The organism is Puniceibacterium sediminis (assembly GCF_900188035.1).
Classification (GTDB): Bacteria; Pseudomonadota; Alphaproteobacteria; order Rhodobacterales; family Rhodobacteraceae; genus Puniceibacterium; species Puniceibacterium sediminis.
The window spans coordinates 160,167-179,651 of record NZ_FZNN01000004.1; the positions used below are offsets into that span (position 1 = coordinate 160,167).

Here is a 19,485-nt window from a genome sequence, read left to right on the forward strand (position 1 = left end):
GCGCGGCTGTCTGTCAGAAAGGATGCGGATGATGTCTTCGGATCGCATTTCTGCCCAGATGGATTTTCTGACCACGGCTGACCAGCTTAAATCGGTCAGCCGTGCCACGACCCTTGCCGATGGTTCACGATCTGAAAATTCGGCGGAACACAGCTGGCACGTCGCGCTTTATGCGCTGGTGCTGGGTGAACATGCGCCAGAAGGTGTGAACACCGACCGGGTGATCCGGATGCTGCTTTTGCACGATCTGGTTGAAATCGATGCGGGCGACGCGCCGATCTTTGGCGAACATGACGCGGCCGCACTGGCCGAACAGGAATCCGCCGCCGCTGAGCGGCTCTTTGGTCTGCTGCCCGGCGATCAGGGGCGTGCCCTGCGCGCGCTCTGGGACGAGTTCGAGGGCAATGTCACCCCCGACGCGCAATTCGCAAAAGCGCTCGACCGGTTCCAGCCGCCGAACCAGAACCTCGCTTCAGGTGGCGGGTCGTGGATTTCCTATGACGTTCAGTACGACACGCTTGTGGCGCGGGTCGGTTCCAAGATTGCGCACGGGGCGCCCATGCTTTGGGATTGGCTGCAACCGCGCGTCGCGGCCTTTTTCGAACGGATGCGCTGACCCGTGGTTTAGCAGCGGGGGTCGGCGGCGCGCAGGCCACGTTGCGTGCCCCGGATGGCGACATAGCCGCGCGGCCCGGCGCCAACCACCATCATGTCAAAGCTTTGCGTAGCCAGTCCCGCCCCCGATCACCTGCCCGGGGCACGGCTGGCGCATCCCCCGGGTGGTTCAATCTGGGCCGGTTGAGGGCCGAGGGTTCAGGCGGTTTCCTGCAATTCGCGGAACGTGCGCCCATAGCCACCCGAGGCGACATAAGCCTGTTCGTTGCGCGTCAATCCACGCGACAGCGCCTCGCTGCGGGTCGGGAAGCGGCCGAACTGGCGGATGACCTCGCGATGCGCGCGGGCGTGCAGCAGGTTGTTGGCACCGGATTCGGGCATACGTTCGTTCATCAGGCGAATGCAGCGGTCCTGATCGCTCAGGTTTTCGGAATGCATCAGCGGCATGTAAAAGAACTGTCGCGCCGGTTCGTCGATCTTCATGTCCCAGCCACGCCCGATGGCCTGTTTCGCCACGGCCAGCGCCACGCGATCCGATGCAAAGCTTTCGCCCGAGCCGCGGAACATGTTGCGCGGAAACTGGTCCATGAGAATGGTATAGGCCAGCGAACCGCCGGGATAGGTCAGCCAGAAACCAAAGCGGCCTTCCATGGCGGCTTTCCATGTTTCTTCGAACCGGGTGCGTACAGTCGCATCTAGCTCCGGATCGCTCTTGTACCAGCCGCTCTCGCCAACCTCATCGAGCCAGAAAGTCAAAATCTCTTCGGGCGTCACTTTGGGCCTCCATCTTCATCAGTCTCTGCCAATGTCCATTTGACGTTACAATTGCAGAACTTTGATTGAACAGTAACTTTTCGTGTCAGAACGTCACAGACTCAGGGCTCAGGCTGCGGCATCCCGCGCCTCTTCCGCTGCCTCGGCCTGTTCGATTGCATATTCCTGCGCCACGGCCATCGCAACGGGCGAACCCGTGGGCGACAGCACCGCCATGGCGCTGGTGCCATCCATTGCCGGTGCCGGGCGGCGTGTCATGCGGTAAAGGGCATAGGCGGTCAGCGTCAGCATCAGCACCGCGATCAGGATGAAATAGCCCGCAGGTCCGACCTGCTGCATCGCCCAACCGGTGATCAGCGGGCCGGTGATCGCCCCCAGCCCGTTGATGAACAAAAGCCCGGCCGAAGCGCTTGCCATATCCTCGGTTGCGAGGAAGTCATTGGTATAGGCGGCGAGCAGCGAATAGAGCGGATTGGACGCCCCGCCGATCAGAAACGCCGCGCCGAGCAGGATGTAATAATTACCGGCCAGAACCACCGCCGCGCAGGCGGCAACGCCCCCAATGGCCGCGACAATCGTCACCAGATGACGGCGGTCCATACGGTCCGACATGTATCCCAGCGGATACTGCATCACCATCGCGCCGACGTAAAACGACGACACGAAAAGCGATATCTGCCCAAGGCTCAGCCCCGCCTCGGTCCCATAGACCGCTGACATGCCGAACTGCGCCGCGAAGACGCCGCCCAGCAGGAACATGCCGACACAGCCCAGCGGAGAGGTCTTGTATAGCTGCGCGAGGCTCATCCCCTTGGTCGTTTCGAACGACGGGGTCGGGCTGATCGACAGAAGGATCGGCGCAAAGGCGATCGAGACAAGCACCGAGGGGATCACAAACAGCAGAAAACCGCTGGGATCCGGGATCAGCAGCAGGCCCTGCGCGGCGATGATGCCGACAGTCTGAACAATCATGTAAAGCGACAGCGCCTGACCGCGGTTCTCGTTGGTGGCGGCATTGTTCAGCCAGCTTTCCGCCGTGACGTAGACGCCGCAGAAACAGAACCCGATGGCGACGCGGCCGATGGCCCAGACCCAGGGGTTTGGCCATGCCGGATAAAGGATGATCACGGCCGAAATGAACGACCCCAGCGCCGCAAAGACCCGCACATGCCCGACCCGGCGGATCATGGCGGGGGTCATGCGCGACGCGAACAAAAAGCCCGCGAAATAGGCCGACATGACGATGGACATCTGAAAGGCGGAAAACCCTTCGGCCCCGCCGCGAACGCCCAGAAGCGAACCCTGCAGACCATTGCCGAGCATCAGCAGCAGCATCCCCAGGAGCAACGCCCAGGAGCTTCTCAGAACTTGCAGCATGACGCTCTCCAATACCTATCGGCGGGTTATTCTGCGATCCTCTCGCATGCACCCGTTAAAATCCCGCTTGCCAACGACATTCCCGGGCCTCTTCACGCCTGATGCCCCCCGTGTCAATGACCCGTGGCGCCCGCCCCGCAAAGGCGGCGATGACACGCCGAAACCGCCCTAGCCGCGTTCGGGAAACAGCAGCGATGCATCGCCGTAGGAAAAGAACCGGTATTCCTGAGCGATGGCATGGGCATAGATCCTGCGGATGCGGTCCGCCCCCATCAGCGCCGAAACCAGCATCATCAAGGTCGATTTCGGCAGGTGAAAGTTGGTCATCAGCGCATCGGCCACCCGAAATTCGAACCCGGGATAGATAAAAATGTCCGTATCGCCCTGCCACGGACCAAAACCGTCGCGCGCCGCCGTTTCAATCAGGCGCAGCGCCGTGGTGCCCACGGGAATGATCCGCCCGCCTGTGGCCTTGGTCTCCATGATTTCCTGCGCGGCCTGTTCCGACACCTCGCCCCATTCCGAATGCATGCGGTGGGTGGTCACATCTTCGACCTTGACCGGTAGGAACGTTCCAGCGCCCACATGCAGTGTCACATGGCTGAACTTCACGCCATGCTGTTCCAGCGCCGCCAGCAGCGCGGCGTCGAAATGCAGTGACGCGGTGGGGGCGGCAACTGCCCCGGGATTGCGCGCCCAGACGGTTTGATAGTCGTCCTTGTCACGCTCATCCGCGGGGCGGCGCGCCGCGATATAGGGCGGCAGCGGCATCGCCCCGGCCTGCGCCAGTGCGGCGTCGAAATCATCCCCGGTAAGGTTGAACCGTAGCAGGCCCTGCCCATCATCACGCGCGACCAGAGTCGCTGATAACACGTCGGAAAAAGTGATCACCTCGCCGTCGCGCACCCGCTTGAGCGGCTTCAGCAGGGCCGCCCAGCAGCCGTCTGCGCGCGGTTCCAGCAATGTCACTTCGATGCGCGACTCGGTTTCGCCCTCGGGGCCAGCCCGCCGCCGCACGCCGGACAGCCGCGCCGGTATGACCCGCGTGTCATTCAGCACCAGCCGGTCGCCGGGGCGCAGCCAGCGGGTTATGTCGGTCACGACCGCATCGGTGATAACATCGCCGCTCGCCACCAGCAGACGGGCCGAGGACCGGGGGCTGGCGGGACGGGTGGCGATCAGCCGCTCGGGCAGATCGAAATCGAAATCCTGTAACTTCATCGTCGGGCCTGTCTGTCAGATCGGCTATTGCGTTGCCCGCACCTTGCCGGGCTCTGGTGGCGCACGGCGGAACAACTCGCGGAACATACCGGGGGTGAACACCGAAAGCGGGTTGACCGCAACCCTCGGCACTGTGGTTGTTCCCGTTATGTTGAAGTTGAACCCGATCAGACCTTCGCCCCTGCGGGTCAGCAGTGCGCCGATGCCGTTCAGGATATAGATCGGCGACACTACGCCCTGCATGTCCAGCGCCTTGGTGGCAAGGTTGTAGTACCCGTCCAGCGAAATCCCCATCGACGGCCCCGCCGCGCTGGAACTGCGCAGGATCAGCTGTTGCGGCGTCAGGCGGAAATCGGCGTTCACACCGGTGAAATAGATCCCGACGCCGTTCAGCTGATCAAGCAGCCCGACGATGCTGATGGCATCAAGGATCGAACCGATGACCGGCGCGTTCTGAAGCCGCACTTCCCGGATGTCCAGCAGGCCATCATAGCTTCCCGCCGCCCCCGGCACCGGGGTCAGGCGCAGGGTCATTGCACCGCCCTTGACCGTCTTGAGCAGCCCGGTCCCGGCCAGAACCTGACCCGCATTCGGCGCGGTGATCACAACGGCACTGCCCCCGGCCTGCGGCCTGATCTGCCCCGAAATCGGCGCCTTCTTGCCCGCCATGGCGGTGAAATCGCCCTGAAACCCACCCTGCGTGGTAAAGTCGCCCTTGATCCCGGTCAGTTCGATACCGCTTGTCACGATCACCTTGTCGAAGCTGACCGTGATCGGCCCGCCGGACCCGCCCGCACCGCCGCCGCCCATCCGCGCAGGCAGCGACCGCAGGTCCACCCTGCCGCCCGATACGGTGATGGCAGGTGTTGCATTGCGTCCGCGCGCGGTCAGTGTGACCGGCGCATCCAGCCAGCCGCCCGCCCGGACCCGCGAAAGAGCAATGCGGTTCAGCGATCGGTCGGCGTTCAGCACCACCTGCCCCTCGGTCCGCAGCCCCGGCGCGTCCAGCGCCAGACGGTCGACCCGTGGCACGTCGCCCAGCGTGCCTGCCACCTCGAAACTCCCTGTGCCCCGCTGCGACAGTTGCCAGCCGATCGCGGGCAGCGCCAGACCCAGACCGGACAGTTTTGAGGTCAGCCGGAATTCTGGCGCTTTGCCACGGGCAAGCTGCATGTCGAGCGTGCCCGGCCCCTGTCCGCTCAGCATCCCCTCCGGCAAGGCCACGCCAAAGGTACGCGCGGCATCGGCGCTCAGCGTGACCGTTCCCGCGACCGTGCTGGTGGCGCCGGGCACGCCCAGCGGTTGGGTCCAGCTGCCGTCAAAGGGCACCCCGTCGACCCGCGCCCGCCCCGCGATGCGCAACTGATCCGGCTGGACCGACACATCCAGCGCCTGCGCGCTGACGCTGCGGCCCGGCACCACATCATCGCTCGACACATCGCTCAGCTTGCCGTGAAAATCGAAATCCATGTCCGGCAGGCGCACGCCCTTGCGCAGCGGCAGTTCCAGAAACCCGGTGACATCGGCCATGCCATCGGCCAGCGTGACCGGCTTGCCGACGCGCCGCATCACCTTCAGCGGCTCCTGATCCAGGAAGGAAAGCGCCGCCGTGACTGCGCCCTGCGCCTTTACCTCAACCCGGCCCTGAGACGGTTTTATCCGCGTATCGGCAATGGCGAAACTGGTGCCCGAGACATCGACCGGTCCGCCCTCGGGCGGGGTGATCGTGCCCTGTTCCAGCATCACTGACAGGCGGTGATTGATCAGCGTGAACTGCCCGGAGCCACCCGTGACCGGCGGCAGGGTCCGCGCGAACAGCGACGTCGCCTCGTCAAACGCGAAATCAAGGTAGAGCGACGGCTTTTCGCCCCTTTCGCTGCGCAGCGCGAACTGTGCATCGCTGACCTGACCACTTTTGACATGTTCCAGAAACCATTTGCGCGCCTTTGGTGCCAGAACCGGCGGCCAGTATTCCGCGACCTCCTGCGGATTGGTTTGCGCCAACTGCCCGTCCAGCGACAGGTTCCAGCCTTCTTCGCCGGCCGCCAGCGATCCGCGCAGATAGATCGGTTCTTGCGTGGCCTCGACCCGCAGCCGCCCGACCGACAGGCGGAATGGCTCGAGCTCAAGCCGGAAATCCGTCTCGGCCCGCGCGACATGCACGGGGTCCGCAAACAGATTGCCGGGGTTGGCAACCAGCCGCGACAGGGTGAACTGCCCCAGCATGGCACTGGGCCAGCCGGTATCCAGCCCCTGAATCACCGCCGTGCCGTCGGCAGTCACCTGCCCGACTTCGCTGTCGACGGAAATCTCGTTGAAGCTTAGCGTCGCGGTCTCGGGCTCATAGCTGAAGTAGGTGCGCGCGCCGCTGAACGGGATCGGCTTTGTCCGGGTATTGGGCTGCAACGCGCCCGCGCCGATCTGAAGGGTCGCATTCAGCTCACCCAATGCGCCATCCGCGCCCATTGATCCGCGCAGCGCGCCCGAAATCGGCGCCTGCAACGCCCGCAGCCAGGCCAGCGCCGGGCTCTGGACCGCGATATCCTCGGAATGCAGATCGCTGAGGTTCAGCCCGAAGGACAGATCACGCCGCCCGATATCGCTGGCGGCGTTCACCTCAAGCGTCGCCGCCGTGTCACCGCGCCCCAGTACCGCCAGCCCGGCCGTCATCCGCACCCGACCGCCATCGCGCACCAGTTGCAGCCTGCCGCCATCGGCGGTCCAGCCGCGATGCGCGCGCTCATCATCCAGCCGCACGGTCAGTGCATCCACCTCGACCGACCGCAACCCGGCCAGCATAGGCCGCATCAGCGCATCATCCACCTGCCCGATCAGCGTGGGCAGATCCGGCATACCGCCATCGCTTTGCTGAAACGCCGGCCCCAGCGCCAGACCCAGCCGCCCCTGCAGGTCACGCCGCAGCGTGACAAAGACACCCGACACCCGCGCCTCGCGCATCTCGATCTTGCGCTGCAACAGCGCCCCGGGGCGGAACCCGGCGCTGACCTGGCTTAGTTCGACAATCGGCACGCCGGTCGCCGTGGCCACCCGCACATCCGACAGGATCACCTGCGCCAGCCCGTTGCGCTGCACCAACATGCCAACGGTGCCGAAACGGATCTGCAGATCGGGCACCGCCATGGCCAGCCGCGCCTCGATCCGGTTGTGCAGCCAGTCCGGCGCGGTCAGCGGCCGCCCGATGGCCGCCCAGATCGCCACGGCAGCAGTGGCCGTAAAAAACGTCAGCGACAGCAACAGCCACAGCCCCGCCTTTCGGCGGCGCCCCATACGGGATCGCGGCGGGTTCGGTGTTTCTGGCGCAGTCACTGGAAGCCTGATCCCATCGCGTTATACTGACCCTTGCGTGTATATCCGCGTTCTATGCCGAAACGCTGCAAATTCAAAATACTCCAAGGAAACTCCCGATGACCGACGCGCTGCAAACCGCCCCCGATTTCACCCTGCCCGCGACCGGCGGAGCCGAGGTGACACTCTCTGCCCTGCGCCCGTCGCCGGTGGTGCTGTTCTTCTATCCACGCGACGATACATCAGGCTGCACAAAAGAGAACGAGGCGTTTTCCGCCCTGTTGCCGGAATTCAACGGCCTCGGGGTCAAGGTCTTTGGCATCTCGAAGGACAGCATCGCGAGCCACGACAAGTTCATGGCCAAGAAGGCTCTGACCGTGCCACTGCTTTCGGACGAAAACTCGGACGTCTGCGAAAAGTTCAGTGTCTGGAAAGAAAAGTCCATGTATGGAAAGACCTTCATGGGGATCCAGCGCGCGACCTTTGTGATCGACGCGGACGGCACAATCGTCAAAAGCTGGCCCAAGGTGAAGGTCCCCGGCCATGCCGAGGAGGTTCTGGCTTACGTCAAGTCACTGTGATCCCTACCTTGACAAACCCCCAAACACCCCCGCCCGCGATGACGCTTTGTGACATGGCGGTTGAGGTTCTGACCACTGCCGACGGCCGTGCCAAGACCGCGCTGTCGCGCGCCCATGCCGCACGCTGGTTCGCCGCCCGCGCCGCTGGCACCCTGCCGCCGATCGGACAGGCCACGCCCCCGATGCAACCCGCCCGCCCGGATCAGCCAGAACTGCTCGACCCGCGCCAGATGCCGAAACGCAAACCCGGCAGCCCGCAGGGCCGGATCGCGCTGCTGCACGCGGTTGCGCATATCGAACTGAATGCGGTGGATTTGCATTGGGACATCATCGCGCGCTTTGCGCATATCCCGATGCCGCCCGGGTTCTATGACGACTGGGTCAAGGCGGCAGACGAAGAATCCAAGCATTTCAACCTGATGAGTGACTGCCTCGAGGCTGAAGGCAGCTTTTATGGGGCCCTCCCGGCCCACGCGGGCATGTGGCGCGCCGCCGAAGACACCGCCGAAGACCTGCACGCCCGCCTGGCCGTGGTGCCCATGGTGCTTGAGGCGCGCGGCCTGGACGTGACCCCCGGCATGATTGCACTGTTCCAAAAGGTCGGCGCAACGCAGGCGGTCGAGGCGCTGGAGACGATCTATGGCGAAGAGGTCGCTCATGTGGCCTATGGCTCCAAATGGTTCCACTTCCTGTGTGGGCGGGACAATGCAGACCCGAAACCGGTCTTTCACGATCTCGTGCGCAAGCACTTTCATGGCTTTCTCAAGCCTCCTTTCAACGAAGAAAAGCGCGCCGAAGCCGGGCTGCCGCCTGACTTCTACTGGCCCCTGACCGAGGGTGCCGCCGACTGACAACCCCTTCGTATCGGCGGATTTTTGCCACTTTGGCGCTTTTGCGCTGCCCGACGCGAATCACCGAGCCAAAATCGTTGCGAAAAAGTCACCAGACCGATAAGCCCCTTGGCAAGGCGCCGGACGGGGAACCGAGCGTCGGAACAGGGACGGCAAAAGGGGCAAAACTGGTGAGAACGCGTCTCGCGATTAGAACTCATGCGCTACTAGAGCGTTACTTTCCAGAACGTCGGCTTTTTCTGCGGTCGGATTCCGACACCAGATTTATCCGTCTGAAATCAGAAACACAGGCCGTTGTCTTTGCCGGTGGGTCGCTCGTCCTGGGTTGGACGATCATCGCCACGGCCATCCTGCTGATGGACAGCATCGGCGGCGGTAACTTCCGCGAACAGGCCAAGCGCGACCAGCAGACCTATCAGCAACGCCTCAACGACCTCAGCCATGAACGCGACGCCCGCGCCTCCGAAGCAGCCGCGGCACAAGACCGGTTCAACACCGCACTGGCGCAGGTTTCGATCATGCAGTCGCAACTGCTCGATTCCGAAACCCGCCGCAGCGAGATGGAAACCGGCATCGAGGTGGTTCAGGCCACCCTGCGCGACACCATGAAAAAGCGCGCCGAACTGACCGAACAGATGGAGGCCCTGCAGGCCGACGGAGCGTCCGAACTGGCCAGCGCCGGTACCGCGCAGACCGACAGCACGATGGATTTCCTTGCCGATGCGCTTGCCCGCACCGCTGCCGAACGGGATCAGGTCGTCGCCGATGCGCAGGACGCACTGGTACGCGCCGACGAAATGGCCTCCGAAATCCGCCAGATGGCAGATCAGAACGACACCATCTTCCGTCAGCTCGAAGAGGCGATGACCGTTTCGGTCAAGCCGCTGGACAAGATGTTCACCGCCGCAGGCATGGACCCCGACCGCATCCTCGATCAGGTGCGCCGCGGCTATTCCGGTCAGGGCGGACCGCTCACACCGCTGTCACTCTCGACCATGGGCAGCACCTCTTCGGCCGATACCCTGCGCGCCAATAATATCCTTGGCGAAATGGACCGGCTGAACCTTTATCGCATCGCCGCACAAAAGGCGCCCTTTGCCACGCCGCTCAAGGATGCGTTCCGCTTTACCTCGGGCTTTGGCCGTCGCTGGGGCCGGATGCACGCAGGCACCGATTTCGCCGCCCCCATGGGCACGCCGATCTATGCAACCGCCGATGGCGTCGTCACCCATGCCGGCTGGTCCTCCGGTTACGGTCGTCTGGTCAAGATCCAGCACGAATTCGGGATCGAGACACGCTATGCCCATCAATCGAAAATCCGCGTGAAGGTCGGCCAAAGGGTCTCGCGCGGGGATCGTATCGGTGATATGGGAAATTCAGGGCGCTCGACTGGCACGCATCTGCACTATGAGGTGCGCGTCGGTGGTGAAGCCGTCAATCCTATGATCTATATCAAGGCTGCAAACGATGTTTTCTAAAAGCAAGATCAATGAGCCCGGTCACAAGGCCGACGAAAGCGCAAAACCGGCAGCCCCCGAGATGCCTCGCCCCTCGCAGAGCGATTTCAAGCCCTCTGCCCCCAAGGCAAAGCCGCCGGCATCGGTCCTGTCCAGTGATCTTCACATCACCGGCAATCTCAAGACCACCGGCGACATTCAGGTCGAAGGCACCGTCGAAGGCGATATTCGCGCGCACCTGCTGACCGTTGGTGAAACCGCCACGATCAAGGGCGAAGTGACCGCTGACGATGTTGTCGTGAATGGCCGCATCGTGGGCCGTGTTCGCGGCCTCAAGGTTCGCCTGACCGCCACCGCCCGCGTCGAAGGTGACATCATTCACAAGACCATCGCCATCGAATCCGGTGCCCATTTCGAAGGCTCGGTTCAGCGTCAGGAAGATCCGCTTTCCGGCAAGGGCCGCGGCCCGGTGCCCACCGGCGCCCCTCAGCAGCCCGCGCCGACCAAGGCCGCGCAGGACGTCTGATTTCACAGCAGATTTTCCTGTGATCCTGAAATTCGAAAGCCGCCCCATGGGGCGGCTTTTTCGTGTTCCGGCATCCTGCATTGTTCGGTCGCAGGTCCGGAAAGCCCAATCGCGCAGCACCTAGGCCAGCAATTCGGCGTCCCAATAAAGAAAATCCATCCAACTGTCGTGCAGGTGGTTCGGTGGGAACTTCCGCCCCATGTTGCGCAACTCTTCCGCCCGTGGCTGGCGCGGTGGCTTGCGCAGGGACAGGCCCGCCTGCCGCAGGCTTTTCGACCCCTTGCGCAGATTGCAGGGCGAACAGGCCGCCACGACATTTTCCCAACTGGTGACCCCGCCAGCGGCGCGCGGCACCACGTGATCAAACGTCAGATCGCCCTTGCCGCCACAGTATTGGCAGACGAATTCATCCCGCAGAAAAAGATTAAAGCGCGTGAAGGCCACGCGCTTTTGGGGTTTTACGTAATCTTTGAGGACAACAACGCTGGGAATTCTCAGGGTCATCGACGGACTTCGGACCACCTCGTCATATTCCGCCACGATGTCGACCCGGTCCAGAAAGGCCGCCTTGACCGCTTCCTGCCAGGGCCAAAGGCTCAGCGGATAATACGACAATGGCCGGTAATCCGCATTCAGCACAAGGGCCGGATGTTGTCGAAGAGCGCCCGGCTCCCGCACAAATGCTGTTCTGAAATCGCCATCCATGGAGGACTCTTCTCCCGCACTGTCTGCCCGTTTCCGTGACACCAGAACAGGACAGCCTGCCCTAGCCTCAGATCACTATATATCGCGGAAGGTATCTGGCAAGCCCCGCAATATGGCGTGTCGCCCGAAGGATTAAGTGCAAGAGGTAACGCCCATATGACAGGCATATCCGCCGGGGCAACGGCTCTGATGCTGCCATACGCCCGCAGCCGCTGCTGCGGCAACGACGGCGGCGCCTGGCTCTGCGCGGCCTGATCCGAACCAGGCCCCGCTCATTTCATCTGCCCCGATATATCCCGGGGGTCTCGCCCAAAGGGCGGCGGGGGCAGCGCCCCAACCCGCCCCAGATATCAGGCGCAGGTCACAACCCGCATTTGTCCCGTATGAAGGCCAGCGCCACTGACAGCCCGTCGGGCGCGATCCCGTGGCCGGTGCCCTTCATGATATGGCCAAAGATTTCCTTGAATCCGGCTTCCTGCAACGCCTCGGCCGCTTGCGGCAGCGACTGCGGCGGCACCACTTCGTCTGCATCGCCATGGATCAGCAGGACCGGCGGGCGGCTCACAACTTCGTCGACCAGCAGTTCCGGTTGCAGCAGCCGACCCGAAAAGGCGACGATCCCCGCCACCGGATCTTCGCGACGCGGCGCCACATGCAGCGACATCATCGACCCTTGGGAAAATCCGACCAGCACCACCTGTTCCGGCAGCAGATCCTCGTCCACCATCAGCGCATCCAGAAAGGCGTTCAGATCCACAGAGGCCTGAATAAGGCCAGCCTCGGCCTCTTCCTCGCTGGAATGGTCCAGCCAGGGAATCGGGAACCACTGAAACCCGAAGGGCGCACCGGCGCAGGCTTCGGGCGCATCGGGCGCCACAAACAGCGTATCCGGCAGATGCTCTGCCAGTGGATCGGCCAGACCCAGAAGATCGGCGCCATTCGCGCCATAGCCGTGCAGGAAAACCACGCAGGATCGCGTCTCTCCCGATACCGGCTCGCGCCGTTCTGCCTGCAAAACCCGCGTCATAGGGTCCCCTCTCGTTGTTTTACCACATGGTAGTAGGCCCAGAGCGTGCGTGCCGCAACCGATCTCCACGGGCTCCAGGCTTCGGCCATCTGGCGCAGCGCACGGTCCTTTGGCCGCTCGGGCAGATCGAACAACAACCGCGCGCCTTCCTGCAAGGCCAGATCGCCGGGGGCAAAGACATCCGCACGTCCCAAGGAAAACATTGCATAGATTTCCGCCGTCCAGACGCCAATGCCCTTGACCGCCGTCAGCTTGCGCACAACCTCTGCCGTCGGGTCGCTGCGCAACGCGTCGAAATCCAGCCCTGCCTCTGCCAGTGCATGGGCGTAATGCGCCTTTTGCCGGCTCAGGCCCAAGGCGCGCAGATCCTCTTCGCTCACCGACAGGATCGCATCCCCGGTGACCATGCCCGCCGCCTCAAGCTTGCCCCAGATGGCGCGCGCGCTGGCGACGCTCACCTGCTGGCTGATGATCGCCGACAACAGCTGGCCAAACCCGTCCGCCCGCAGGCGCAGCGGCAGCGGCCCCGTCGCCCCCAGCGCCGCCGCAAACCGGGGTTCGATCCCGGCCAGCCAATCCGCCCCTTCCGCCACGCAGGCATCCGAGGTGATCACACGGCCAATATCTGTCTCTTGCTCAGCCATTTCAGGGCCTCCTCTATGGTTGCGACACGCGGACCCGCGGGCCTGCGTGGCCGCGCCACCATCACAACCGGCACCCCCAGCTGCCGCGCCGCCGCCAGCTTGGGCCAACCGCCCGGCCCGCCCGCATTGCGCAGCACCAGCCAATCAATCCGCAACCGGCGCAGCAGTGCCACCTCTTGTGCCACCGAAAACGGCCCCACGCCGGCCACGAACCGCCCCCGCCGCAGCGCAAACACGCCAGTCTTGCGCCCGATGACCCGGGCAAAGACCTCTCCGTGAAAGGCGCGCAGGCCCGGCAGTTCCGCCCGTCCGACCGTCACGAACAGCCGCGCCGTGGGCGGCACCACGGCCACCACCTGCGCCACATCCCGCACCGGCACCCAGGTATCGCGCGGCCCGGGGCGCCACTCCGGGCGAACCAACTGCAGATGCGGCACACCAGCCGCACGCGACGCCGCCGCGACCATGGCTGCCGTGGCACTGTCGCAGGGATGCGCCGCCTCGATCACCGCCGCAATGCCCCGGTCCCGCAACCACGCAGGCGCCAACGCCCCCCGGTGCACAGGCCCCGCCCAGTCCCGCGCCACGCGCTCGGCCTCTGGCAGCAGGACGGTCGCGCCGGGAACACGCCGCGCAAGGGCAAGCGCCTCGGTCGCGCCGCCCACGATAAGAACCTTGCCCTGCGTCAAATCCTTCATACCCCCGTGATAGCGACCCCACCGCACCCAGACCACAGCAAACGCGCGCCCCGGCTTCTTCTCTTTACAGATACGCGCCGGGGGTCCGTGGCTGCAAAACCCCCACCCCGGCACCGGCCACGGGGCCGCACATATCCCGCTTGCGAAGCCCCCGCATCCCGCCTACCCATTGCGCATGAGCACGCAAGACACCCGCACCCGCCGTAACGTCACGGTCCTTGTCATGGCGCAGGCCATCCTGGGATCGCAGATGCCGATGATCTTCACCATCGGCGGCCTCGCGGGGCAGTCGCTGGCCTCCAACATCTGCTTTGCCACCCTGCCGATTTCGCTGATCGTGCTGGGGTCCATGCTGACCGCAACGCCGATCTCGTGGTTCATGCAGCGCTATGGCCGCCGCGCGGGCTTCATGCTGGGCGCATTGGGCGGTGCCGTGGGCGGCATCATCGGCGCCATCGGCCTTTACCATGCCTCTTTCCCGCTGTTCCTGCTCGGCAGCCTGTTCACCGGCATCTACATGTCCGCGCAGGGTTTCTATCGCTTTGCCGCCGCCGACACTGCATCCGAAGAGTTCCGCCCCAAGGCGATCTCATACGTTCTGGCCGGCGGCCTCGTCTCGGCCATCGTCGGCCCGCAGCTGGTTAAACTCACCGCCGATGCCTACGTCATCCCCTTCCTTGGCACCTACCTTGCCGTGATCGGCGTGAACATCGTGGGATCGCTGCTGTTCCTGATGCTGGATATCCCGACACCGACCGCCCCCGCCGCCGATGCCCCCAAGGGCCGCACAAGGTGGGAGCTGATCACCACGCCCCGCATCGCCGTTGCAGTGATCTGCGCCATGGTGTCCTACGCGATGATGAACCTTGTCATGACCTCGACTCCGCTTGCCGTGGTTGGCTGCGGCTTTGACAAGGGCGATGCGGCGGATGTGGTCACCGCGCATGTTCTGGCGATGTTCGCACCGTCCTTCTTTACCGGCCACCTGATCAACCGTTTCGGGGTCGAACGGATCCTCGCGATCGGCCTCGTGATCCTTGGCGCGGCGGGTGTGGTGGCGCTCAACGGTGTCGAGATTGAAAACTTTTTCATCGCGCTCGTGCTGCTCGGGATCGGCTGGAACTTCGGCTTCATCGGCGCGACGACCATGCTCGCCGGGGCCCATGCACCAAGCGAACGCGGCCGGATGCAGGGCATGAACGACCTGCTGGTCTTTGGCGGTGTCACCATCGCCTCACTGGCCTCGGGCGGGTTGATGAACTGTTCGGGCGGCTCGGCGCAGGAAGGCTGGACAGCGGTCAACCTCGCCATGGCCCCGGCGCTTGTGCTGGCGGGTGGCGCTCTGATCTGGCTCTGGCTTCACCCCAAGGATGAGCACGGCAGGTAGGCCCCGCCTACCAGCGTCCCGTCGCCGCCTGCCACATCAGCCGCAGACGCTGTACCGGCCCCGACAGATATAGATCCCCCGAAGCCACACGCCCGGGCTGGCGCGCGGCAAGGCGCAGCAACGGACCAGCCGCCCAGGCCACCAGCGCCGCCGCCTTCGGGATATCACCGCGCCGGGCCTGTGTCAGTCGCTCCAGCCCGCGCTGCGCCAGCGTTGCCACCGCATCGGGGCGACCATCGACCAGCGGCACCCGGCCACGCGACTCAAGCTCGGGCACCGCGCACAGATAGGCGGCCAGACCCGCCGCATAGCCCAGATTCAGCGCCGCGGCATCATCCGTCCCACCCAACGCACGCGCCGAGGCAACCATCAGATGGCCGCCGGTCTCTTCGATGTAACGGTCGAAATGCGCGGCATCCTCGAACGGATCGCGGTAGATGTCCCAGCGCCGCGCTGCCAGCCCCCGGTCCAGCAATTCTGCCGAAGCCGCATCCAGAACCCGCGCCAGCGGCGTCACCACCTCGTGCCGACGCACCACCTTGCCGCTGCGGATCTCTTCCAGCGCGTCGCGCCACCATTGCAGCCGCATCTCGGCGATCATCGTTTCCTGCGTGACCCAGGGCGCCCGCGCGGCCTCGATATTGAAGGCAAAGATCGGGAATAGTTTCGCGCGCGCCTGCACCGGAGCCGCCATGAGCGACCGAAACCGCTCTGGGTCGGCGCGTTCAACCAGTTGCGCACAGGCGATGAGATCGTCGTCAAATTCCATGTGTTCCCCTAGCGCGGCTTTCGCGCCGCAGCAACCGCGCGCAACCAGTGTTGCAGTGGCGAAAAAGGGGGCTGTCTGCCCCCTCTGTGTGCTGCGCGCATTCATCCCCAAGATTACTTTCGGGCCGATGAAGGCGGCAGGCTTTTGCCGGTGAAAAACGCCAGTGGCCGCCTATGATACCTCGCCGCAATCGCGGATCAGCTTCCAGCGCACCGCGTCCAACAGCGCCTCGAAGGACGCATCGACTATGTTCGCGGAAACCCCCACCGTGGACCAGCTGCGCCCCTGCCCGTCCTCTGAATCGATGATGACCCGGGTCACGGCCTCGGTCCCGCCCTGGGTGATGCGCACCTTGAAATCGACCAGGCGCAGATCCTCGATCACCTCCTGATAACGGCCCAGATCCTTGGCCAGCGCCTTGGACAGCGCGTTGACCGGGCCACGGTCGCTGCCGGTCTCGTCCATCGACTCGCTCACCGACAGCTTCTTTTCGCCATCGACCTTGACCACCACGACCGCCTCGGACAGCGACACCATCTTATTGCGCTTGTTCTTGCGCCGCTCGACCGTCACCCGGTAGCGTTTGACCTCAAAAAACTCGGGCAGCCGCCCCAGTTCGGCCCGCGCCAGCAGTTCAAAGGATGCCTCGGCGGTGTCATAGGAATAGCCCTCCGCCTCGCGCGCCTTTACCGAGTCAAGGATGCGCCCCAGCGCCGGATCACCCGGTTCGACCTCCAGCCCGGCCTCGGCCAGACGGCGGCGCAGGTTGCTTTGCCCCGCCTGATTGGACATCGGCACAAGCCGCCGGTTGCCCACCAGCGACGGGTCGATGTGTTCATAGGTCGTGGGGTCCTTCAGGATGGCGCTGGCATGCAGCCCCGCCTTGTGGGTAAAGGCCGAGCCGCCCACATAGGGGGTCTGTTTCAGCGGCACCCGGTTCAGAATGTCGTCCAGCATCCGGCTCAGCCGTGTGAGCCCGGCCAGCCCCTCCTCGGAAACCCCGGTCTCGAACCGATCGGCATAGGGCGCTTTCAGCATCAGCGTCGGGATGATCGAAACAAGGTTGGCATTGCCACAGCGTTCGCCCAGCCCGTTCAGCGTGCCCTGCACCTGCCGCGCGCCGGCATCCACCGCCGCCAGCGTGCAGCCAACCGCGTTTTCGGTATCGTTGTGGGTGTGAATGCCCAGCTTTTCGCCCGGCACGCCCGCGGCAATCACCTCGGCCACGATGCGCCCAACCTCAGACGGCAGCGTGCCGCCGTTGGTGTCACACAGCACGACCCAGCGCGCCCCGGAGTCCAGCGCCACGCGCAGACATTCCAGCGCATAACCGGGATTGGCGCGATAGCCGTCAAAGAAATGCTCGGCGTCCAGCAACGCCTCGCGGCCTTTCGCGACACAATGCGCCACGCTGGCGCGGATATTCTCGACGTTTTCCTCCAGCGTGATGCCAAGCGCCGTGGTCACATGAAATTCGTGCGTCTTGCCCACCAGACAGACCGCCGGCGTTCCGGCATCCAGAACCGCCGCCAGCACATCGTCATTTTCCGCAGACCGCCCGGCGCGTTTGGTCATGCCAAAGGCCGTCATCCGCGCCCGCGTCGCAGGGGCCGCGTCAAAGAACCCCGAATCCGTCGGGTTCGCTCCCGGCCATCCGCCTTCGATGTAATCCACGCCCAAAGCATCCAGCGCCGCCGCGATCCGCAGCTTTTCGGCCACGGAAAACTGCACGCCCTGCGTCTGCTGCCCGTCCCGCAGGGTGGTGTCGTATAGATACAGGCGTTCTTTCGCCGCCCCGGTTGTCGCGTCCGACATCACACCGCCCCCGCCTTCATCTGTCCAACAATACTCAGGCGGGTAAAGGCCTGTCCGTGCCCTGCTCGGCAAAGGCCCTCACCTTCGCAACGGCGCGCTCCGCTCCACCCCAGTTCCGCCCGGGACAGCGTCCCGGGCAGCGCCCGACCGCCCCCCCGGGCGGGCGCTTCACGCCCCCCCGACGGCCCGGCGCTGCCCTCGGTCACGCATCCAGTTGCCACCGCGCTCACGTCAAAGACTCCAGCTTGGCCGCATCAAACCCGGCACCGGGCACCAGTTCAACGCCGGTCTTGCTCATGCGCACCTCGACCCCCGCCCCCGTCAGCACGGTCTTCAGGCGATCCACTTCGGAAAAATCCTTGCTCTGCATCGCCTGCGCACGGGCCTCGAACAGGCGAAGCTCCCAAACCGAAAGGTCCGCAACGGGGGCCGCACACCATGCCGGAACCTTGTCCCCCATCAATCCCAGAAACTGCAGCGCCGCACGCAATGCGGACGCGTCACCGCCCGACGACAGCCGATGCATTTCGGCAATCGCCCCGGCGGTGTTCAGATCATCGGCAAGCGTGTGGATCACCTCCGCCGCGACCTTGCCGCCATCCTCTGCCGTCCCAGCCTGCGCATACCACTTGCGCAATGTCGCCTCCGCCTCGTCGCGCTTCTTCTCGGTCCAGTCCATCGGCTTGCGATAATGCGTGCTCAGCATCACAAAGCGGATCACCTCGCCCGGGACACCTTGATCCAGCAGATCGCGCACGGTAAAGAAATTGCTCAGGGACTTGGACATCTTCTTGCCCTCGACCTGCAACATCTCGTTGTGCAGCCAGACGCGTGCGAACCCACCGCCAGGGTGGGCGCAGCAGCTCTGGGCGATCTCGTTCTCGTGGTGCGGGAACATCAGGTCATTGCCGCCGCCATGAATGTCAAAGGACTCTCCCAGCAGTTCAAACGCCATGGCCGAACATTCGATATGCCAACCCGGACGCCCCCGGCCCCAAGGACTCTCCCAGCCGGGCTGATCCCCGCTCGACGGCTTCCACAAGACGAAATCCATCGGGTCTTCCTTGAAGGGGGCAACCTCGACCCGCGCACCGGCGATCATGTCATCGACAGACCGCCCCGACAGCTTGCCATAGCCCTCATAGGACCGGACACGGAACAACACATGCCCCTCTTTCGCATAGGCATGACCCTTGGCGATCAGATCCTCGATCATTGCCACCATCTGCGGAATATACTGCGTCGCGCGCGGCATGTGATCGGGTTCCAGCGCGCCGACCGCGGCCATGTCATCCAGAAACCACTGCGTCGTCTCGGCGGTGATCTCACCAATGCTGCGCCCGGATGCGGCCGCGCGTGCGTTGATCTTGTCATCCACGTCGGTAAAGTTGCGCACATAGGTCACGTGATCCGCACCATAGACATGCCGCAGCAGCCGATACAGCACGTCGAACACGATGACCGGGCGGGCATTGCCCAGATGGGCGCGGTCATAGACCGTCGGCCCACAGACATACATCCGCACATCATCTGGATTGATCGGCACGAACAGCTCTTTCTTGCGTGTCGCCGTGTTGGTCAGAAAGATATCCATAGGTCCGTCCTCACGAGGGGTCGCGGCGGACTTAGCAATTCACCCATAAGAAGGAAACAGAATACCGGCCCGCCGAAGATTCAGCAGGTAATGCAACAAATGATGGGGGCTGCGGTGTTCATGCCGCCCGAATACCAC

General features: G+C 64.2%; 17 protein-coding genes. 6 read left to right on the top strand and 11 right to left on the bottom strand.

Translation table 11 applies throughout. The features are described from left to right. Positions 1-31: 31 nt before the first annotated feature. Positions 32-616, top strand: a complete 585-nt coding sequence (locus tag CHB75_RS06435) for an HD domain-containing protein (RefSeq protein WP_089269824.1) — start codon at positions 32-34, stop codon at positions 614-616. Positions 617-813: 197 nt separating this feature from the next. Here the strand turns inward: CHB75_RS06435 and CHB75_RS06440 are convergent, their stop codons facing one another. From CHB75_RS06440 to CHB75_RS06455, 4 genes are all read right to left on the bottom strand, one after another. Beyond that, positions 814-1,389, bottom strand: coding sequence for a DUF924 family protein (locus tag CHB75_RS06440; RefSeq protein WP_089269714.1), 576 nt, complete (start codon positions 1,387-1,389; stop codon positions 814-816). 108 nt (positions 1,390-1,497) lie between these two features. Continuing rightward, a complete protein-coding gene (locus CHB75_RS06445; RefSeq protein ID WP_089269825.1) occupies positions 1,498-2,766 on the bottom strand; it encodes an MFS transporter in 1,269 nt (422 codons plus the stop codon). 168 nt (positions 2,767-2,934) lie between these two features. Continuing rightward, a complete protein-coding gene (gene queA / locus CHB75_RS06450; RefSeq protein WP_089269715.1) occupies positions 2,935-3,987 on the bottom strand; it encodes a tRNA preQ1(34) S-adenosylmethionine ribosyltransferase-isomerase QueA in 1,053 nt (350 codons plus the stop codon). A 24-nt stretch (positions 3,988-4,011) separates the two neighbouring features. Continuing rightward, positions 4,012-7,275 (bottom strand): YhdP family protein, encoded by a 3,264-nt coding sequence (locus CHB75_RS06455; RefSeq protein WP_089269716.1) that lies wholly within the window; start codon positions 7,273-7,275, stop codon positions 4,012-4,014. 137 nt (positions 7,276-7,412) lie between these two features. Between CHB75_RS06455 and CHB75_RS06460 the strand changes: the two genes are divergently transcribed. The 4 genes from CHB75_RS06460 to CHB75_RS06475 all read left to right on the top strand — a co-directional run bounded on the left by CHB75_RS06460 (position 7,413) and on the right by CHB75_RS06475 (position 10,708). Further along, positions 7,413-7,874 (top strand): peroxiredoxin, encoded by a 462-nt coding sequence (locus tag CHB75_RS06460; RefSeq protein ID WP_089269717.1) that lies wholly within the window; start codon positions 7,413-7,415, stop codon positions 7,872-7,874. A gap of 38 nt (positions 7,875-7,912) precedes the next feature. Continuing rightward, positions 7,913-8,725: a ferritin-like domain-containing protein gene (locus CHB75_RS06465; RefSeq protein ID WP_425439492.1), complete on the top strand. Its 813-nt coding sequence runs from the start codon at positions 7,913-7,915 to the stop codon at positions 8,723-8,725. Positions 8,726-8,895: 170 nt separating this feature from the next. Then, a complete protein-coding gene (locus tag CHB75_RS06470) occupies positions 8,896-10,203 on the top strand; it encodes a M23 family metallopeptidase (RefSeq protein WP_089269719.1) in 1,308 nt (435 codons plus the stop codon). Continuing rightward, the gene (locus CHB75_RS06475) at positions 10,193-10,708 is read left to right on the top strand and encodes a bactofilin family protein (protein ID WP_089269720.1); all 516 of its coding nucleotides are present in this window, start codon (positions 10,193-10,195) and stop codon (positions 10,706-10,708) included. The genes CHB75_RS06470 and CHB75_RS06475 overlap by 11 nt, the downstream gene beginning before the upstream one ends. A 120-nt stretch (positions 10,709-10,828) precedes the next feature. Here CHB75_RS06475 and CHB75_RS06480 read toward each other — a convergent pair whose 3' ends face one another. From CHB75_RS06480 to CHB75_RS06495, 4 genes are all read right to left on the bottom strand, one after another. Next, positions 10,829-11,413 (bottom strand): HNH endonuclease, encoded by a 585-nt coding sequence (locus CHB75_RS06480; RefSeq protein WP_089269721.1) that lies wholly within the window; start codon positions 11,411-11,413, stop codon positions 10,829-10,831. Positions 11,414-11,774: 361 nt separating this feature from the next. Further along, positions 11,775-12,440 carry an alpha/beta hydrolase gene (locus tag CHB75_RS06485; RefSeq protein WP_089269722.1) on the bottom strand — a complete coding sequence of 222 codons (666 nt, stop codon included), beginning with the start codon at positions 12,438-12,440 and terminating at the stop codon, positions 11,775-11,777. Further along, positions 12,437-13,084, bottom strand: coding sequence for a DNA-3-methyladenine glycosylase family protein (locus CHB75_RS06490; protein WP_089269723.1), 648 nt, complete (start codon positions 13,082-13,084; stop codon positions 12,437-12,439). The genes CHB75_RS06485 and CHB75_RS06490 overlap by 4 nt, the downstream gene beginning before the upstream one ends. After that, positions 13,051-13,782 (bottom strand): precorrin-6A/cobalt-precorrin-6A reductase, encoded by a 732-nt coding sequence (locus CHB75_RS06495; RefSeq protein ID WP_089269724.1) that lies wholly within the window; start codon positions 13,780-13,782, stop codon positions 13,051-13,053. Before CHB75_RS06495 ends, CHB75_RS06490 begins: the two co-directional genes overlap by 34 nt. 175 nt (positions 13,783-13,957) lie before the next feature. Between CHB75_RS06495 and CHB75_RS06500 the strand changes: the two genes are divergently transcribed. Then, positions 13,958-15,169 carry an MFS transporter gene (locus tag CHB75_RS06500; RefSeq protein ID WP_089269725.1) on the top strand — a complete coding sequence of 404 codons (1,212 nt, stop codon included), beginning with the start codon at positions 13,958-13,960 and terminating at the stop codon, positions 15,167-15,169. A gap of 7 nt (positions 15,170-15,176) precedes the next feature. Here CHB75_RS06500 and CHB75_RS06505 read toward each other — a convergent pair whose 3' ends face one another. The 3 genes from CHB75_RS06505 to cysS all read right to left on the bottom strand — a co-directional run bounded on the left by CHB75_RS06505 (position 15,177) and on the right by cysS (position 19,347). Then, positions 15,177-15,938, bottom strand: coding sequence for a squalene/phytoene synthase family protein (locus CHB75_RS06505; RefSeq protein ID WP_089269826.1), 762 nt, complete (start codon positions 15,936-15,938; stop codon positions 15,177-15,179). A 171-nt stretch (positions 15,939-16,109) separates the two neighbouring features. Then, positions 16,110-17,753 carry a citramalate synthase gene (cimA, locus tag CHB75_RS06510; protein WP_089269726.1) on the bottom strand — a complete coding sequence of 548 codons (1,644 nt, stop codon included), beginning with the start codon at positions 17,751-17,753 and terminating at the stop codon, positions 16,110-16,112. Positions 17,754-17,979: 226 nt separating this feature from the next. Beyond that, a complete protein-coding gene (gene cysS, locus CHB75_RS06515; protein ID WP_089269727.1) occupies positions 17,980-19,347 on the bottom strand; it encodes a cysteine--tRNA ligase in 1,368 nt (455 codons plus the stop codon). Positions 19,348-19,485 lie beyond the last annotated feature (138 nt).

Coding starts and splice junctions, on each gene's coding strand:
- cimA (WP_089269726.1), bottom strand. CDS start 17,753: ATGTCGGACGCGACAACCGGGGCGGCGAAAGAACGCCTGTATCTATAC.
- CHB75_RS06505 (WP_089269826.1), bottom strand. CDS start 15,938: ATGGAATTTGACGACGATCTCATCGCCTGTGCGCAACTGGTTGAACGC.
- CHB75_RS06455 (WP_089269716.1), bottom strand. CDS start 7,275: ATGGGGCGCCGCCGAAAGGCGGGGCTGTGGCTGTTGCTGTCGCTGACG.
- CHB75_RS06500 (WP_089269725.1), top strand. CDS start 13,958: ATGAGCACGCAAGACACCCGCACCCGCCGTAACGTCACGGTCCTTGTC.
- CHB75_RS06480 (WP_089269721.1), bottom strand. CDS start 11,413: ATGGATGGCGATTTCAGAACAGCATTTGTGCGGGAGCCGGGCGCTCTT.
- CHB75_RS06495 (WP_089269724.1), bottom strand. CDS start 13,782: ATGAAGGATTTGACGCAGGGCAAGGTTCTTATCGTGGGCGGCGCGACC.
- CHB75_RS06465 (WP_425439492.1), top strand. CDS start 7,913: ATGACGCTTTGTGACATGGCGGTTGAGGTTCTGACCACTGCCGACGGC.
- CHB75_RS06490 (WP_089269723.1), bottom strand. CDS start 13,084: ATGGCTGAGCAAGAGACAGATATTGGCCGTGTGATCACCTCGGATGCC.
- CHB75_RS06445 (WP_089269825.1), bottom strand. CDS start 2,766: ATGCTGCAAGTTCTGAGAAGCTCCTGGGCGTTGCTCCTGGGGATGCTG.
- CHB75_RS06435 (WP_089269824.1), top strand. CDS start 32: ATGTCTTCGGATCGCATTTCTGCCCAGATGGATTTTCTGACCACGGCT.
- CHB75_RS06485 (WP_089269722.1), bottom strand. CDS start 12,440: ATGACGCGGGTTTTGCAGGCAGAACGGCGCGAGCCGGTATCGGGAGAG.
- CHB75_RS06475 (WP_089269720.1), top strand. CDS start 10,193: ATGTTTTCTAAAAGCAAGATCAATGAGCCCGGTCACAAGGCCGACGAA.
- CHB75_RS06460 (WP_089269717.1), top strand. CDS start 7,413: ATGACCGACGCGCTGCAAACCGCCCCCGATTTCACCCTGCCCGCGACC.
- queA (WP_089269715.1), bottom strand. CDS start 3,987: ATGAAGTTACAGGATTTCGATTTCGATCTGCCCGAGCGGCTGATCGCC.
- cysS (WP_089269727.1), bottom strand. CDS start 19,347: ATGGATATCTTTCTGACCAACACGGCGACACGCAAGAAAGAGCTGTTC.